Annotated in this window: 18 protein-coding genes, 2 tRNA genes and 1 other RNA gene; 9 read left to right on the top strand and 12 right to left on the bottom strand. The window is 65.7% G+C overall.

Translation table 11 applies throughout. The annotated features are described in order from the left end of the window. Positions 1–61 precede the first annotated feature (61 nt). Both argF and arcC read left to right on the top strand, forming a co-directional pair. Positions 62–1,060: an ornithine carbamoyltransferase gene (argF, locus tag BW994_RS01725; RefSeq protein WP_076454320.1), complete on the top strand. Its 999-nt coding sequence runs from the start codon at positions 62–64 to the stop codon at positions 1,058–1,060. Positions 1,061–1,065: 5 nt separating this feature from the next. After that, entirely contained in the window at positions 1,066–2,010 is a 945-nt protein-coding gene (gene arcC / locus BW994_RS01720) for a carbamate kinase (RefSeq protein ID WP_029312913.1), read from the top strand. 57 nt (positions 2,011–2,067) lie between these two features. Here arcC and BW994_RS01715 read toward each other — a convergent pair. Next, a tRNA-Ala gene (locus BW994_RS01715) sits at positions 2,068–2,143 on the bottom strand. 88 nt (positions 2,144–2,231) lie between these two features. On the opposite strand from BW994_RS01715, the gene BW994_RS01710 reads away from it, so the two are divergent. Then, a tRNA-Thr gene (locus BW994_RS01710) sits at positions 2,232–2,306 on the top strand. A gap of 26 nt (positions 2,307–2,332) precedes the next feature. On the opposite strand, the gene rnpB is transcribed toward BW994_RS01710, so the two are convergent. The 3 genes from rnpB to BW994_RS01695 all read right to left on the bottom strand — a co-directional run bounded on the left by rnpB (position 2,333) and on the right by BW994_RS01695 (position 3,315). After that, positions 2,333–2,727, bottom strand: an RNA gene (rnpB, locus tag BW994_RS01705) — RNase P RNA component class A. Position 2,728: 1 nt separating this feature from the next. Continuing rightward, entirely contained in the window at positions 2,729–3,097 is a 369-nt protein-coding gene (locus BW994_RS01700) for a hypothetical protein (RefSeq protein WP_029312914.1), read from the bottom strand. Between the two features lie 14 nt (positions 3,098–3,111). Next, complete coding sequence (locus BW994_RS01695; protein WP_029312915.1) at positions 3,112–3,315, bottom strand: hypothetical protein; 204 nt, start codon at positions 3,313–3,315, stop codon at positions 3,112–3,114. On the opposite strand from BW994_RS01695, the gene BW994_RS19000 reads away from it, so the two are divergent. After that, a complete protein-coding gene (locus tag BW994_RS19000) occupies positions 3,305–3,547 on the top strand; it encodes a hypothetical protein (protein WP_139333942.1) in 243 nt (80 codons plus the stop codon). The genes BW994_RS01695 and BW994_RS19000 overlap by 11 nt on opposite strands. On the opposite strand, the gene BW994_RS01690 is transcribed toward BW994_RS19000, so the two are convergent. The 4 genes from BW994_RS01690 to BW994_RS01675 form a co-directional block, all read right to left on the bottom strand. Then, positions 3,544–4,197, bottom strand: a complete 654-nt coding sequence (locus BW994_RS01690) for an N-acetylmuramoyl-L-alanine amidase (RefSeq protein ID WP_029312916.1) — start codon at positions 4,195–4,197, stop codon at positions 3,544–3,546. The two genes, BW994_RS19000 and BW994_RS01690, sit on opposite strands and share 4 nt — an antisense overlap. After that, positions 4,194–4,967: a TerB family tellurite resistance protein gene (locus BW994_RS01685; protein WP_029312917.1), complete on the bottom strand. Its 774-nt coding sequence runs from the start codon at positions 4,965–4,967 to the stop codon at positions 4,194–4,196. Before BW994_RS01685 ends, BW994_RS01690 begins: the two co-directional genes overlap by 4 nt. Positions 4,968–5,024: 57 nt before the next feature. Continuing rightward, positions 5,025–5,762, bottom strand: a complete 738-nt coding sequence (gene lexA, locus BW994_RS01680) for a transcriptional repressor LexA (RefSeq protein ID WP_029312918.1) — start codon at positions 5,760–5,762, stop codon at positions 5,025–5,027. 145 nt (positions 5,763–5,907) lie between these two features. Further along, the gene (locus BW994_RS01675; protein ID WP_175612075.1) at positions 5,908–7,158 is read right to left on the bottom strand and encodes an NADH:flavin oxidoreductase/NADH oxidase; all 1,251 of its coding nucleotides are present in this window, start codon (positions 7,156–7,158) and stop codon (positions 5,908–5,910) included. Here BW994_RS01675 and pdxY point away from each other — a divergent pair. Both pdxY and BW994_RS01665 read left to right on the top strand, forming a co-directional pair. Next, positions 7,091–7,921, top strand: coding sequence for a pyridoxal kinase (gene pdxY, locus BW994_RS01670; RefSeq protein WP_029312943.1), 831 nt, complete (start codon positions 7,091–7,093; stop codon positions 7,919–7,921). The two genes, BW994_RS01675 and pdxY, sit on opposite strands and share 68 nt — an antisense overlap. A 134-nt stretch (positions 7,922–8,055) precedes the next feature. After that, on the top strand, positions 8,056–8,496 hold the full coding sequence (locus tag BW994_RS01665) for a CBS domain-containing protein (protein ID WP_029312920.1): 441 nt from the start codon (positions 8,056–8,058) through the stop codon (positions 8,494–8,496). A 69-nt stretch (positions 8,497–8,565) separates the two neighbouring features. Here the strand turns inward: BW994_RS01665 and BW994_RS01660 are convergent, their stop codons facing one another. Next, positions 8,566–8,862, bottom strand: coding sequence for a YgdI/YgdR family lipoprotein (locus tag BW994_RS01660; RefSeq protein WP_051657505.1), 297 nt, complete (start codon positions 8,860–8,862; stop codon positions 8,566–8,568). A 192-nt stretch (positions 8,863–9,054) separates the two neighbouring features. Then, positions 9,055–9,492, bottom strand: coding sequence for a hypothetical protein (locus BW994_RS01655; RefSeq protein WP_076454318.1), 438 nt, complete (start codon positions 9,490–9,492; stop codon positions 9,055–9,057). A 154-nt stretch (positions 9,493–9,646) separates the two neighbouring features. Here BW994_RS01655 and BW994_RS01650 point away from each other — a divergent pair, with 154 nt between their 5' ends. From BW994_RS01650 to BW994_RS01640, 3 genes are all read left to right on the top strand, one after another. Then, positions 9,647–11,587, top strand: a complete 1,941-nt coding sequence (locus tag BW994_RS01650; protein WP_081849166.1) for a peptidoglycan D,D-transpeptidase FtsI family protein — start codon at positions 9,647–9,649, stop codon at positions 11,585–11,587. Between the two features lie 111 nt (positions 11,588–11,698). Then, positions 11,699–13,213 (top strand): Hint domain-containing protein, encoded by a 1,515-nt coding sequence (locus BW994_RS01645; protein WP_051657500.1) that lies wholly within the window; start codon positions 11,699–11,701, stop codon positions 13,211–13,213. A gap of 2 nt (positions 13,214–13,215) precedes the next feature. Further along, positions 13,216–14,748: a glycosyltransferase gene (locus BW994_RS01640; protein ID WP_035229746.1), complete on the top strand. Its 1,533-nt coding sequence runs from the start codon at positions 13,216–13,218 to the stop codon at positions 14,746–14,748. A gap of 52 nt (positions 14,749–14,800) precedes the next feature. Here the strand turns inward: BW994_RS01640 and ccmB are convergent, their stop codons facing one another. Then, positions 14,801–15,454, bottom strand: a complete 654-nt coding sequence (ccmB, locus tag BW994_RS01635; RefSeq protein ID WP_029312924.1) for a heme exporter protein CcmB — start codon at positions 15,452–15,454, stop codon at positions 14,801–14,803. Next, positions 15,451–16,056, bottom strand: a complete 606-nt coding sequence (gene ccmA / locus BW994_RS01630; RefSeq protein ID WP_051657501.1) for a cytochrome c biogenesis heme-transporting ATPase CcmA — start codon at positions 16,054–16,056, stop codon at positions 15,451–15,453. Before ccmA ends, ccmB begins: the two co-directional genes overlap by 4 nt. Positions 16,057–16,117: the final 61 nt, after the last annotated feature.

The following is a 16,117-nucleotide window of genomic DNA, read 5'->3' as shown; positions in this document are numbered from 1 at the left end:
CTGATCAACCCCCCGATCTGATCAACCCCCCGCTCTGATCAACCAAAGACAGGACAATCCGATGGCCATCAATCTGCACGGCAGAAGCGTGATCGATCTTGATGATCTCGCCGCCGATGAAATCCGCTACCTGCTGGACATGGCAAAAGATCTGAAATCCGCCAAGCGTGGCGGATTCGAGCGCGCGGCACTGACCGGCAAGAATATCGCCTTGATTTTCGAGAAGGATTCGACCCGCACACGCAGCGGCTTTGAGGTCGCGGCCCACGATCAGGGCGCGCATGTGACGTATATGGGGCCCGGCGGCAGCCATATCGGTCAGGCCGAGACCGTGCGCGATACCGCGCGCGTGCTGGGGCGAATGTTCGATGCGATCGAGTTTCGCGGCTTCGGCCAGGCGGACGCGGTCACACTGGCGCAATATGCCGGCGTGCCGGTGTACAATGGCTTGACCGATCAATCGCACCCGACCCAGATCTTGGCGGACTTCATGACCATGCGTGAATTCACCCACAAGAATCTGTCGGACGTTCGGTTCGCTTTCATGGGCGATGGGCGCAACAATATGGCGCGCTCGCTGGCGACCGGGGCGGCAAAACTGGGTATGCGTCTAACCATCGGCGCGCCGCCCGCACTCCGGCCGGAGGCAGCGTTCATCGATCATATCGGCGCGCTCGAGGCGACAAGCGGTGCCTCCGTGCTGTACGAGACCGATCCGCTCAAGGCGGTCGCGGCCGCCGATTTCATCTATACCGACGTCTGGGTATCGATGGGCGAAGATCCATCGATCTGGCGGAAACGGATCGATCTTCTGAAACCCTATCAGGTCAACGCGGCGTTGATGGCCGCAACCGGCAATCCGCTGACCAGATTCATGCACTGCCTGCCATCGTTCCATAATGCAGAGACGACGACCGGACGCGATATCGAAGCGAAATTCGGCATCACCGCGATGGAGGTGACCGATGATGTTTTCGAATCCCCGGCATCGATCGTGTTCGATCAGGCGGAGAACCGGATGCACACCATCAAGGCGATCCTGGTCGCGACGTTGGGCTGAGTGCCATGCGCATCGTGATCGCACTCGGCGGCAACGCGTTGCTCAAGCGCGGCCAGCCACTGACCGCCGCCAATCAGTTGGATACGCTGCGGGGTGCGGCGCGCGCGCTCGCAGCATTGGTCGCGGCCGGCCATCAATTGATCCTGACGCACGGCAACGGTCCGCAAGTTGGGCTGCTCGCGCTGCAATCGGCGGCCGGGCCGGCAGAGTCGGCGTTGCCGCTGGATGTGCTGGATGCGGAAAGCGAAGGCTGGATCGGCTTTGCGATCGAGCGCGAATTACGCAACGCGCTGCCGGTTGGCACCGAGGTGGCAACCCTGTTGACCCAGATTGTCGTCGCTCGGGATGATCCGGCTTTTGCCGCGCCGGCCAAGCCGATCGGCCCGATGCTGGACGAAGCGGCCGCGCGCCTGATCGCGGCCACGCATCACTGGTCGATCGCGCCCGATGGTGAGGGATGGCGCCGCGTGGTCGCTTCGCCGCGGCCGCAAGCCATTGTCGAAATCGGCCCCATTCAACGGCTGATCGAGGCGGGTGTCATCGTGATCTGTGCGGGTGGCGGGGGAATTCCCGTCGCCGCCGGCGTCGACGGGCGAATGGACGGAGTCGAGGCCGTGATCGATAAGGACGCGGCCAGCGCCTTGCTGGCGCAACAGGTGGCGGCCGACCTGTTCGTGATGCTGACCGACGTGTCAGGCGTCTATCTCGACTATGGCACGGAACACGCGCGCTTAATCGGGCGGGCCGACCCCGATGCATTGAGGCGCCACGGCGAGGCGTTCAAGGCAGGCTCGATGGGGCCGAAGGTTGCGGCTGCCGTATCGTTCGTGGCCGCCACCGGCAGGCCAGCGGCGATCGGGGCGCTCGCTGATCTGTCACGGGTGATCGATGGCGATGCGGGGACGCGCATCATCAGCGATTCCGGCACGATCGGTTTCCGGACCGCCTGATCACTGTTGCGACGTGGCGCCTTGCGCTACCTGGTTCTTCATCGTGGAGGATTGATTTGGTGGAGCCAAGCGGAATCGAACCGCCGACCTCCTGAATGCCATTCAGGCGCTCTCCCAACTGAGCTATGGCCCCACCGGTCGTGGGCGGCGTATAAACCGGGTGGCGGGGGCAGGCAAGGGGTGGAAACCCGGCGCGGTCGTGATAAGAGGTCGCTGGCGCGGCCGGGTTAGCACAGTGGTAGTGCAGCGGTTTTGTAAACCGAAGGTCGGGGGTTCAAATCCCTCACCCGGCACCACGCGCCCACTTCCCATTATCAATATAGATGCCAGACGGTCTGTAAGCCGGGTTCTGTCCGCATCCTCGCGGATGGTGGACGGCCATTCGTCTGGGACGCGCATTGCTGCGCGCCTCGCGCGACCAACCCGGGTGACGGGTCGAAAACACCCCCGCGGCCATGATCGCTCACGCCGCCGGCCACCCCTATTCGGTCTTGCTCCCGGTGGGGTTTACCCTGCCGCCTACGTTACCGCAGGCGCGGTGCGCTCTTACCGCACCGTTTCACCCTTGCCCGCGGGTTTGCACGCGCGGGCGGTTTGTTTTCTGTGGCACTGTCCCTGGGGTCGCCCCCGCCGGTCGTTAACCGGCACCGTGTTTCCGTGGAGCCCGGACTTTCCTCCGCCCCGGTTGCCCGGAACGGCGGCCGTCCAACCGTCTGGCTCAGGTCTCTTCGACGATCGGGTAAGGCTGGTCAATGGGCACGTTGAAAATGCCGCGCGCCATGATCACCGCGATGGCGCCGAGTTGCACGGTTGTCGCACCGAGCAGGCTCATCACGACCGATGGCGTAATCACCCGCGCGGTCGCCGGAATCAGGTGATCGGCGATGTCGCGCTGATCGAAATAATAAAGCACGCCGATGAAGATGACCGAGAGCACGTTGGTGATCGCGAACAGCGCCATGATCACGATCGCGATCTGCCGCCGGATCGACGCATCGCCGAGCGCGATCCGATCCTTGACCGACAGGCCGCGTTCGACATCCTCGAGCTGGACCGCCGGCGACAATCCTGGCGACGTGCCGCTCATCGCCGGCGCCGTGCCTACCCGTTGAGCACGATGCGGACCGGCTCGGCCCGGCCGCTGACCGTGATGGTATGGTCCGCCGCCGCCTCACGGCTGATCACCTGGGCCAGAGCGAGCGCCCGCCGAATCACCGCGGCATTGGTCTTGACCCCGAACAGGCCGCGCAGTTCCGATATCGCTTCGGCGGTATGCTGGTCGACTTCGAAACTGGTGACGGCCATCGGTGTGCTCCGGATTTCAGGGTTTTTATATAGTTTTTATATAGAAATGCAAGGTTTCGGGGGATGGGAGGGTAGGGAAGGACAGGGAAGGATCTTCTTTTTTGTGAACAAAAAAGAAGCAAAAAAAACTTTGTTGATTTGGGCCCGTGCCCGTGAAAACGCCCGTGCCCCAGAGTCAGAAAGTTTTTTGCTTCTTTTTTTCAAAAAAGAAGCGCTTCCTTACCTCCCCTAAGCCAACACCCCAGCAACAGCGCCAATCCGCCCGGCCGTCGCCTCATCCATCACGCCATCGCAGCATGACGGCCAGAATCGCCGTTGAAATGCGGTGATCGAAACAACCGGATCAAGCCCCGGATCATACCCGATCGCGGTCAGTGCCCCGAGCGGGTCGGACGGCGCGGCGAATTCGTCGGTCCACAGGCCGATCCCGTGCGCCGCGAGGTGCCGCCAGGGGAACAATTCACCAGGGTCCTGCTTGCGATCGGCCGCGATGTCGGAATGCGCGACGATGTGCGCGCCCGGAATCGGGTGGCGCGCCAGGATACCTTGGGCGAGCGTGATGACGGCGGCGATCTGCGCGGGGGGGAAGGCGCGATAGCCCCATTCATGGCCCGGGTTGACGATTTCGATGCCGATCGAGCAATCGTTCAGAGTGCGCCGCCCGCGCCAGAAACTGATGCCGGCGTGCCAGGCGCGGCGTGTTTCCGGCACGAGTTGGTGGACCATGCCATCTTCCTCGATGACGTAATGCGACGAAACCTTGGCGGCCGGGTCGCAGAGCCGCGCAATCGCATCCGCGGCACTGCGCATCCCGGTGTAGTGGAGTACCAGATGATCGATCGGCGCGCCGGGCGGACGGTCGTCCTGGTTGGGTGAGGTCACAGACCCCGCTCGCGCTTGATGTCGTCCCAGGCGGCATTGATTCGGGCAACGCGATCGGTCGCGCGCGCGGCGAATTCCGCCGGAACGCCGCGGGCAGCCAACTGGTCGGGGTGGTTTTCGCGCATCAGCTGCTTCCAATGGGCGCGGATGGTTTCGTTGCTCGCGGTCTTGGCGATGCCGAGCACCTCGTAGGGATCGCCGTCGGATTGCGCGAAGGATGAGGGGTTGGCGGCCCGGTTGCGGGCGGCTTCGTCGAGGCCGAAAGCCACCCCGATCCGGGTCAGCACGTCAGCCTCGCGGCCGTTGAGCGGCGCATCGGCGCGGGCGATCGCGTGCAGGGCGCCGAACACCTGTTCAAGCGCAAGCCGATTGTCCGCGAAGCTTTCGGCCAACTGCCGCGCATAGGGCTCAAAGCCGGAGGCGTCGTCGCGCGCCTGATCGAACAGCCGGCCGATCATCGGCACCGCAGCGTCCTCGATGCGGAACTGGCGCTTGAACGCATCGATCTCGGCGCGATTGACGGGGCCGTCGCATTTGGCAAGCTTGGCGGCAAGCACAGTGACGGCGATCGCGAACACCTGCTCGCGCCGCCCCAGCATGGCGGCAAACCGGGCGGAATCGAGCGGCAATACCCGCCCAACCCGCGCGCCCAGCGAACCGAGATCGCCGGTGTCGGCCGCATGGCCAAGCGCCGCGCCCGCAATCGCACCGATCGGCCCGCCGAACGCGAAGCCGGCGACGCCGCCGATAACCTTACCCCATACCGCCATTCGTCCCATATCGGGTGGCAGGGCCGTCAGGTCAAAGGGGGGACCGGCCCTGCCTGACTAATATCGGCGCATCAGCGCAACCAGGCAGCCCTGCACCTTGACCCGTTCGGCGGGAAAAATGCGGGTTTCATGCCGTGCGTTGGCCGGTTCCAGCGCGGTCGAGTTGCCGCGCCGGCGCAGACGCTTCAGCGTCACTTCGTTGTCATCGACCAGCGCCACCACGATCTGCCCGTTCTCGGCGGTCTCGCCCTTGCGGATAATCGCGGTGTCGCCATCGAGAATGCCGGCCTCGATCATCGAATCGCCGGCGACCTCCAGCGCGTAGTGATCGCCCTGGCCGATCAGCGCGATCGGAACCTCGATTTCCATCTGATGCTCGCGCAAGGCCTCGATCGGCTGGCCGGCGGCGATCCGGCCATAAAGCGGCAGGCTGATCGCCGCCACTTCGGCGGCGGCGCGCGCACCCTGAAAGCGGGCGGAAAAATCGCCGCGGATAACATTGGGTGCGAATTTCTGATCGATGACACGCTCGGGTGCGCGCTCGGGTGCGCGTTCGGGCGCACGTTCGCTGGGCACGCTGTCCGCCGGCAGCCGGATCACTTCGAGCGCACGCGCACGATGCTTGTGCCGGCGCAGGAAGCCGCGTTCCTCCAGCGCACCGATCAGACGATGAATGCCGGATTTCGACTTCAGATCGAGCCCGTCCTTCATCTCCTCGAAACTCGGCGAACAACCGGTGCGGCGCAGATGCTGGTCGATAAACACCAGCAGTTCGTGTTGCTTGCGGGTAAGCATCGATCCCTCGTTTCGGTCTGACGCGTTCTGGAACAAAACGCTAACACGATGTTCTAGGTAGCGATTCCGCGCCGCGTCAAGGGGGTATTGCCGGAATAATCGCGTTTTGTTCCTGTTTTGGCGCGCGCCGTCAGATCGTCACGCGCTAGATCAGCGCGCGCTGATATTGTGGCACCAACTCGGGTTTGAGCCCGAAGTGGCTCGCGGCACGGTTGGGCCAGGCCGGGTCCGCCAGCAGCGCGCGGGCGAGGAACACGAGGTCCGCCCGCTCGTTGGCGATGATTTCGGCGGCAAGTTCCGGTTCGCGGATCATGCCGACCGCCCCGGTCGCAATGCCGGCCTCGCGGCGAATGCGCTCGGCGAACGGCACCTGATAGCCGGGATGGACCGAGGCGATCTTCTGCTGTGGCGCAATGCCCGCGCTCGAACAATCGATCAGGTCGACGTCGCCACGCTCGCGCAGCCAGCGCGCCAGCGTCACGGAATCCTCGATGGTGTGGCCGCCCTCGATCCAGTCCGTGCAGGACAGGCGGACGAATACCGGCAGTTCGGCCGGCCAGACCGCGCGGACCGCATCCAGCACCTCCATCAACAGGCGCGCACGCGCTGCCAGGTCGCCACCGTAGCGATCGGTGCGGTGATTGCTGATCGGTGAAAGAAATTCATGCAGCAGATAGCCGTGGGCGGCATGAAGTTCGACAATCTTGAACCCGGCCCGGTAAGCCCGCCCGGCGGTCTCGGCAAACTGGCGGATGGTGGTCGCGATATCGCCCTCGGTCATGGCGTGCGGGTTGGGCCGATCCGGCGCGTAGGGGATCGCGCTGGGTGCGGCGGGCAGCCAGCCGCCCGGCGCATCGGGCGCGATGTGCCGTTCACCCTCCCAAGGTGCCACCGTGCTGGCCTTGCGCCCGGCATGGGCGATCTGGATCGCCGGGATGGCGCCGCCATAGCTGATCAAGGTGGCGAGCCTGGTCATGAACGCCTCCTGCGCATCGTTCCACAGGCCGAGGCAATAGGGCGTGATGCGCGCTTCGGGCGCTATATGCGTCGCTTCGGTGAACACGATGCCTGCACCGCCCATCGCCTTGGCGCCGAGCGTTTGGATGTGCCAGTCCTGACCCAGCCCGTCGATCGCGCTGTATTGGCACATCGGCGAGACGACGATCCGGTTCTTCGCGGTGACCGCGCGAAAGGTGATCGGCTGCAACAATTTCGGAATGCGTGACAGGGGAACTCTCCTTGGGTTCGAACCGCGGCGATGCCGCAGCGTGCCAGTAGCGGCGATGCCCCAGCTTGCCAGCGGAAGGCCAATCGCGCCAAGTGCCGCGATGGCGATTTTATCGATCCAGTCCCAGGTCCTGAACGGCAGCGTCGGCAATGCGGGGGCTGCGTTCATCTACGCGCGGCTCGGTCATGAGGTCTGGCCCCTGCCGACCACGCTGCTCTCCCACCATCCGGGTCATGGCGGCACCGAAGGTGGCCCCGTGGCGCCGGCGTCGATGGCGGCCCTGATCCAGGGCCTTGCCGCGCGCGGTGCGTTCGCGCGCTGTGCCGCGGTGGCATCGGGCTATCTCGGCGCGGCGGCGGCGGTGCCGGTGGTGTGCGATGCGGTGGCACGCGCACGCGCGGCGCATCCGGCTGCGCTCTATGCGTGCGATCCGGTGATCGGCGATGCCGGGCGGGTCTATGTGCCGGCGGCGCTGGTCGCCGCGTTCCGCGATGTCCTGCTGCCGCTGGCCGATATCGCGTTTCCCAACCCGTTCGAACTCGAAATTCTGACCGGCCGGGCGCTGGCGGATCGCGCGAGCGCCTTCGCCGCGATGGCGGCGCTCGGCCCGCCGATCGTGGTGCTCACCGGCTTCACCGGCGCGGACACCGCACCCGGGATGCTCGATGTTCTGTTGCTGACGCCCGAGGCGCGGCATTTCGTCCCGGTGTCGAAGCTCGATCGCGCGTTCTCCGGCGCGGGGGATGCGTTCGCCGCATTGTTCATGGCGCGTTACCTGCGCGATCACGACGCGGTAGCGGCGGTGAACACCGCCTGTGCGGCGAGTGCGGCGCTGCTCGCCGCCACGGCGCAGGCGGGTGGTGACGAACTCGCCATCGTGACGGGCCAGGCTGCATGGGTGGCGGCAGCGTCGGGCGCAACGGCGCGATGAAATCCGGTCACAGCTGGTAATTTTATTGATTTGAGATCGTTCGATGACATATGATCGTCATCTGATGTTTGCCTGAGGCGAACGCCCAAGTGCCGGCCCGGATCCACGGGCACAGAATCCTCGGGAGGATTATGATGACGACGATGGCTGCTTTGTTGAAACGGAAACCGGCTGCGCTGATTTCCGTATCGCCCGATACCAAGATCCGCGACGTGGTGGTGGTGCTGGCCGAAAAGCGGATCGGTGCCGTGGTCGTGCAATCATCCGACAACGATCTGCTGGGCATCCTGTCGGAACGCGACGTGGTGCGCAGCCTCGCCGCGAACGGCACCGGCACGGTCGACATGCTGGCAAGCCAGCTGATGACCCGCGCCCCGACCACAGCGACGCCCGCGACATCGATTTTCGAAGCCGAAACCCTGATGACCGAAGGCCGCTTCCGCCATCTGCCGATCGTGGATGGCGGCAAGCTGATCGGCGTGGTCAGCATCGGCGACGTGGTGGCCGGCTTGATGGATGAGCAGGCCCAGGAAGTCCGCAGCCTGCGCGATTACGTGACCGGCGGCGCCGTCTAAGCCGACAATTGCCGGCTGAAACCAGGCCGCAGGCGGAAGCACATCCGCCTGCGGTCGCGCGTGATCGCGTTACTGGCTGCTTGAGCTGTCCGACGAGGTGCCCGGCAGTTTCACCTTCGGCGGTGCGCCGAGGTTAACCTGCTGCGGCGTTGTCTGCGAGCCGGCAACCGCGCCGCCGACCGCACCAATGCCGGCACCCGCCAGCGCGCCGATCGGGCCGCCCACCGCACCGACCGCGGCGCCGGCTGCCGCGCCACCGGCAGCGCCACCCTGGGCGCGCTCCGGCTGCGACGTGCCGCATCCGGCCAGGGCCAGAGCCATGCCTAGGGCGACGGGGGCCGCGATGATGGTCTTCTTGAATGTCATATCGGTATTCCTTTCCGAGATCGTATTGAGCCAACCTGTCGTCGTCCCGAAGCACAGGACCGTTGACGGACCGATATGGTGGGCATCGCCATCCGGGGGATCAACCCGGCCCACGTACCGCATGGACGAAGTTTAAAGCGCCGCTCATCTGGTGCGGATTCGGCGCGTTCTGCGCCGAATGCAGGACAAACCCTATTGCGTATTGGGCGGCGGCAGCGGTTGCGCCTGAACGCTTTGGCCATAGCCGGCGGGCGGCGCGGCCGTGGTGAGCGATTGCGGTTGCGACTGATATGAATTGATCTGGTTGCGCAACCCCGGCTGGGCGTAGGCGGTGTTTGGCTGCGAGGGGGCGGCCGCCGGTCCGGTCCCTGTTTTGCCGACGTTATCGAGATTGATCTGCTGCGGCGTCGTGGTCGAAGCGGTGAGCGCGCCGATGCCACCGCCGATCGCCCCGCCGATCACCACGCCGATCGGCCCGCCGATCAGCCCGAACGCAGCACCGGTCGCAGCCCCGCTGGCGGTGCCGGTGCCCATGCGGTGCGGTGCGTCGGTGCCGCAACCGGCAAGCGCGGCGGCCAGGCCGAGCAGCAATAATGAAGGCTTGATCAGATGCAGTTTCGATCTCGACATGATCGGCTCCCTTTATGAACGGCTTGAACAACCGCGGGCAAAACTTATAAACGAGGATTATGGTAACATAAAGTTTTTCAGCGGCTTATACAAAGGCGTGAAGACTTCGTGTTAATTCAACATGATGGCTCTGGAGCATAATCCGCGGCAGGCGATGGCCCAAACAATCACTGATGCCGATGCTCAGCAGTGGTGGCGCCGATTTCGCGCGCGGGCGGTGCTGGGTCTCGTCGGATTTGCGGCGCTCTACGGCGTGCTGGCGGTCAAGCTGATCGATGCCACCGTGATCGCGCCGATCCTGCCGAACCCGGCGGTCCTGGCGGCGCAGCGGCCCGACTTCCGGACGATGCTCCACGCACCCGATCGCGCGCGGATTCTCGATCGGCGGGGCCGTTTGCTGGCGGTGTCGCTGCCGGGTGCCGCGTTATACGCCGATCCGACACAGATCACGCACCCAAACCGCGACGCCGCAAGGCTTGCAACGGTATTGCCGATGCTGAACCGCGCCATGCTCGCGCATCGGCTGGGTCTGGTTCACGAGCGCTTCGTCTACCTCGATCGCTCACTGACCGCGGCGCAGGAAATCGCAGTCAACCGCCTCGGAATTCCCGGGGTCTATTTCCAGCCGATCTGGGTTCGCCATTATCCGCAGGGCGATCTTGCCGCACATATTCTGGGCGGCGTCACGCCGGACCAGCGCGGCATTGCCGGGATCGAGGCCTATTTCGACCAGCGCCTGATCAGCGCGCCGAACCGGCCGCTGCGCCTTTCGATCGATCTGCGGATCGAGGCGATCGTGCATCGCGCGGTTGCGCGCGCCATGCACGATTATCAGGCGCGCGGCGCGTGCGGCATCGTCGAGAGCATGACCGGCCGCATCGTCGCCATGGTCAGCCTGCCCGACTATAACGCCAACGATCTGCATGACGCACCCGGCAACACGCTGTTCGATCGCTGCATTTCCGGCGACTACGAACCGGGCAGCGTGATGAAACTAATGACCCTGCCGGCGGCCCTGCAATCGGGGCTGCTGCATTATTGGGACCGGTTCGACACCACCCACCCGCTGTCCGTCGATGGGTTTTCGGTAACCGATTTCGAACCGGTGCATCATTGGCTCGCGATGCCGGCGGTGCTGGCCTATTCATCGAATATCGGCGCCTCGCGTATCGCGACCATCCTGGGCCGGAAAATCCAGCGGGCGTGGCTGCGGAAAATGGGTTTTTTCCGCCCCTCGCCGGTGCAGATGCCCGGCGCGCAACCGCCGATCTGGCATCCGAAGGATACCTGGAACCTGCTCACCACCATGACGGTGAGTTTCGGCAACGGGATTGCGATGGCGCCGATCATTCTGGTCAATGCGGTGGTGGCCGATGTCAATGGCGGGATTCTGTTCCGGCCCACCCTGCTCGCGCGAAGGCCGGGCGCGCCGCCGCGCACCGGTGTGCGGGTCATGCGCCACCACGTGTCCGTTCTGATGCGTAAAATGATGCGCGGCGTCGTGCTGTCGGGCACCGGCGTCTATGCGCGGGTCAAGGGCTATCGGGTCGGCGGCAAGACCGGCACCTCCCAGGTCGTCGCGGCCGACGGGCGGTATCGCAACCATCTGAACAACGCCTCGTTCATGGCGATGTTTCCGGCCAATCATCCGCGCTACGTGGTGTACGTGCTGGTCGTCCACCCGAAGCCGACGCAAAAGATGCGCCATTTTTCCTATGGTTTCACGACCGGCGGCTATGTCGCCGCCCCGGCGGTGGGGCGCATCATCGCACGCATCGGGCCGATGCTCGGGATCAGGCCGCTTGAGGGCTCTGCGCTCCGGGCGATGAACGCGCGGTTCGACATGGGTTTGCGCCCGCAAGTACCGCCGGGCCGCATCGGCTTGGGCCCGGGTCATCCGTTTCCATCCGGGGCAAATCGCTACGCATACGTTCTTGCGGGCGAAAAACCACCCCGTCATCGCGACCATGCCACTGCTTTGCATGCCTTGCAGCGTGCCGCCATGGCAATTCCGGGCCAGCGCATCGCACGCGAGGCACCCACCCGCACGGTTACGAGCGGTGGTATGATTTCAGAGACATCTACTATTAATTGAGCAACATATTAGTTTTTCGTTGACAATGTCTCCGTTTCCCGTATTATGCAACCTTAAGTTTCGTTTTGCAATCAAATTCGGCGGATCGCGTCTTCATAGTGGGGCTGTTACATGAGCACGACAACGGTTACCGTGGGTACAGGCACGGTCGGTTCCTACACCCAGGTGACGACCAGCGGTACCGTCGACCTCGTCGTCGATGGCACACAGGGCATTCTCGACGTTTCTGGTTCCGCCCAGTCCACTCTTGTCATCGACATCGTTTCGGTGAGTGGCACCGGCTTTCTGTTCACCGACGAGATCAGCGGCGGCGCGTACGAGACGTTCAACCCGACGAGCTTGGGTATCATCGTTCCGTTCCTCGAGATCGGTTTCGCGCCGGGCGCTGCGAGCGCCCCGGGCTTCGGCACCCTTGAACTCGGCAACAATATGGCGACCGTCACCGCGCCACCACCGCTCAAATTCTCGGGCACCAACAACGAGTTGATCGTCGATTCCGGCGTTTCCAGCAGTTCGCTGGGCGCAATTTCCGGCTTTGCCTACACCGACACGATCGACCTGCGCGGCGTCACCGGCGTTGCCAGCGCGGTCTGGACCCAAAACGCGGGCACCGCCGGCGGCGTCCTCACGCTGGAGTCCGCGACGCAAGCCGATCTCGCCGATATCACGCTGTCGACCGGCAGTTTCACCAGCAGCCAGTTCAGCATCACGACCGACGGGCTCGGCGGCTCGGCCATCACCGTGGCCTGCTATCGCGTCGGCACCCGCATCGCCACGGCAGCCGGCGATGTCCCGGTCGAAGCTTTGGCGATCGGCGATCGCGTGCTGACGGCCGATGGGTCGCACAAGCCGATCAAATGGCTGGGGCGCCGGGCCTATTCGGGCCGCTTCGCCGCCGGCAAGCCGCATCTGCTGCCGGTCCATTTTGCCGCCGGCGCGCTCGGCAACGGCCGCCCGCTCCGCCCGCTCTGGGTCAGTCCGCAGCACGCCATGCTGGTCGATGGCGCGCTGATCCCCGCGATCTGCCTCGTCAACGGCGTCTCGATCGTGCAGGAAACCGCGGTCGAGCGGATCGAGTACGTCCACGTCGAACTCGATCGGCATGATGTCATCTTCGCCGAGGGTGCCGCCTCCGAAACCTATATCAACGACGACAATCGACTGATGTTCCACAACGCGGCCGAGTATGCCGCCCTCTACGGCGCGGATGCGATCGATCACCGCTATTGCGCCGCGCGGATCGAGGATGGCCCGGTCCTGGCCGCGATCCAGGCCCGGCTCGCGGCGTTGGCCGGCCCGGTCGCGGCCGAGGCAGGGCAGGGCGATCTGGCCGGCTGGCTCGAACGCGTCGAGACCGACCGCGATGGCACCCATGCCGTCGGCTGGGCGGTCTGCCCGCAATATGCGGCGGTCCCGGTGTGTTTCGAACTGCTCCACCGCGGCCGGGTGATCCATCGCGCCCTGGCCAATCTGCACCGGCCCGATGTCGAGGACGCCGGGTTCGGCAGCGGGCGTTGCGGCTTTCGCGTCAGGCTGCCGGACGGCGCCAGGCTCGAGGATATTACGGTGCGCCGTGTTGCCGACCGCGCCGTGTTATCGAGTGCGGCAGCCTTCGCGGCAGCCTAGTCATGCTGCGCGGCCGGCTGGATGTCGCCACGCGAACCCATATCTCGGGCTGGGCGCAGGACGAGCGCCTGCCCCACCAGCCGATCGCCCTGCTGGTCATCGACAATGATGTTCTGCTCGACCGTGTGGTGGCCAACCGGCTTCGGCCGGATCTGGCGGCCGGCGGCATCGGCGATGGCCGGCACGGGTTCGATCTGCGCTTCGAAGGCGGCTTGCCCGGCCTCGGCCAACATCTGATCCGCGTGGTGCGTGAGCGTGATGGCGCGGAACTCGCCGCCTCGCCCGCCGTGATCGCCCCGGCCAATGCGTTCGATGCGCATGAAACCTCGCTCCTGCAATCGGTGCTGGATGGTCTGGCCACGACCACGGCGATCGATGCGGCAATCATCGCCCTCTCCGCCCAGATCGATCGCCTCGCGGCCCGCCGGCTCGCCCCCGCCGGTACCAAGCCGCGCGCTTTGGTGATCGACACCACGATGCCCGCCCCCGGGCGGGATGCCGGGTCGAACGCGATCCTCTCGCATGTCGAAGCGCTGATCAGGCTCGGCTACGCCGTGAGCTTCGCCGCAGCCGACGGCTCGGCGCCGCCCCGCCACCCCCGCATCGACTGGCGCAGCCGGCCGGTCCATCGCTCGGTGGAGGAGGTTTTGACGCGGGAGGCCGGGCGCTTCGACCTGGTCTATCTGCACCGGCTCGATGCGGCGGCGGGCTACATGCCGCTGGTCCGCCTGCATCAGCCGCGCGCCCGGGTGATCTACAGCGTGGCCGACCTGCATCATCTGCGCCTCGCCCGGCGCGGCTACAGCGAGCGCGAACCGGCGCTGATCGCCCACGCCCGCAAGGTGCGCGATACCGAACTGGCGGTTGCCGGCGCGGCGGATGCGGTCCTGACCCATTCGCACGCCGAAGCCGCCATCCTGCGCCGCACCCTGCCGGCCGAACGCGTGGTCGTCGCACCATGGCTGGTCACCCCGGCCAAGACTCGCGCTGTGGTGCCGCAAGCGACCATCGGGTTCATCGGCCATTTCGGTCACGCGCCCAATCTGGCCGCCGCGCACCGGCTGGCGTTCGAGATCATGCCGCGCCTGCGCGCCGCCATACCGGCAATCACCTGCCTGATCGCCGGCTCGGCGATGCCGCCGGCAATGCGCCAATGGGCCGCCCCCGGCGTTCAATTGCTCGGCGCGGTCGATGACCTGCCGGCATTTTTCGCGCGCCTGACCCTGACGGTCGCCCCCATGCGGTTCGGTGCCGGCATCAAAGGCAAGCTGCTCGACAGTCTGGCCGCCGGCGTGCCCTGCGTCGCCACACCAATTGCCATCGAGGGGCTCGATTGGCCGGCCAAACTGGCGCATTGCGTCGCCGATGACGACGCAGGCTTGGCCGACGCCATTCTGGCGCTGTGCTCCGATGCCGCGCTGCACCGGCAATCGGTGCTGGCGGGAAGGGCGCTGATCAAGCGGGATTGGTCGATGGCCCAGGTCGATGCGGCCCTCGCTCAGGCGCTGGGCAGCGATGCCGCCGCGGCTGGATGATCGACGCAGCCGCGCACGCCCGGCGCGACGCACCGTTCGCTATGTCCCCAAATCAGGAGACCGCGGCCCGCAACGCCGCACCGGCCGCCAACGGCGCCAGCGGCAGAAACAGCGCCAACAGCCCCAGCAGCATCGCGAATTCCGCGATCGGATGCGGCGTCACCGCACCGGCCGCCCCGAAAATCAACGCCGGGATCATCAAAGGGAGCGCGATGAGCGGCAATAAAACGGTGCCGCCCCGCGCGCCGAGCGTGATCGCCGCACTCATGCCGCCGACCAGCGAGAGCAGGATGGTGCCCGGCAGCAAGGTCAGCAGCAATTGCGGCACGCCGCTGGCGTCGAGCCGCAGCATGATCGCGACCGGACCGGCGATGATCAGCAGCGGCAGCCCGGTGGTCAGCCAATGGCCGATAATCTTGCCGAACGCCACCGCGCTGGCCGGCAGGCCGGAGACCATCAATTGATCGAGCCCGCCGTCTTCGTAATCGGCGGCGAACAGCCGGTTCAGCGGCAGCAACGCGGCGAGCAGGGCGATCACCCAGATCACACCCGGCGCGATGCCGGAGAGCACGGCCGGCGAGGGGCCGACCGCGAAGGCAAACAGGCTGGCCGCGATAATGAAAAACAGCAGCGAAGCCACCGAATCGCCCGCATGGCGCAGGGCGAGGATCAGTTCGCGCCGGATCAGCGCCAAAAACCGACTCACGCTGCCATCCGGCTCAGATCGAACGGGACCGCGCCCGGCAGGTCGAGCGGCAGATGGGTGGCGGCGATCACCATGCCGCCGCGCGCACGGTGGCCGGCGAAATTCCGTTCCAGCCGGCGGACCGATGCGGCATCGAGCCCGGTGGTCGGTTCATCGAGCAGCCAGAGCGGCGCGTCGCTCAGCGCGAGGCGCGATAACGCAAGGCGGCGGCGCTGCCCGGACGATAGCAGCCGCGCCGGCAGATCGGCAAACCGATCGAGATCGACCGTGGCGAGTGCGGCGATGATATCACCGCGCGTCCGTTTGCGCGCGAGGCCAAGATTATCGGCGACCGTCAGACCCGGCTTGATCGCGTCCATATGCCCGACGAAGCACAGCCGCGTCGCATGCGAAGGCGGATCATCGAGCGCGTTCTCGCCCTGCCAGAGCAGATCACCGGCGGCCGGTGGCGTGAGGCCCGCGAGCAGCCGGATCAGCGATGATTTGCCCGCCCCGTTCGGCCCGATCAGCAGCAACGCACCGCCCGAAGCGAGGCTGAACGAGACATCCCGGAACACCAGGCGCTCGCCGCGAATCGCGGCCAGGGACCGTGCTTCGAGCATGGCTAAATCGCCCTGGTGGCGATGGACGCGCGGCGGTCACCGTGATTAAAGCGGATCACAA

It is taken from the genome of Acidiphilium rubrum (assembly GCF_900156265.1).
Lineage (GTDB): Bacteria > Pseudomonadota > Alphaproteobacteria > Acetobacterales > Acetobacteraceae > Acidiphilium > Acidiphilium rubrum.
This window is presented reverse-complemented; position numbering and strand designations above follow the sequence as displayed.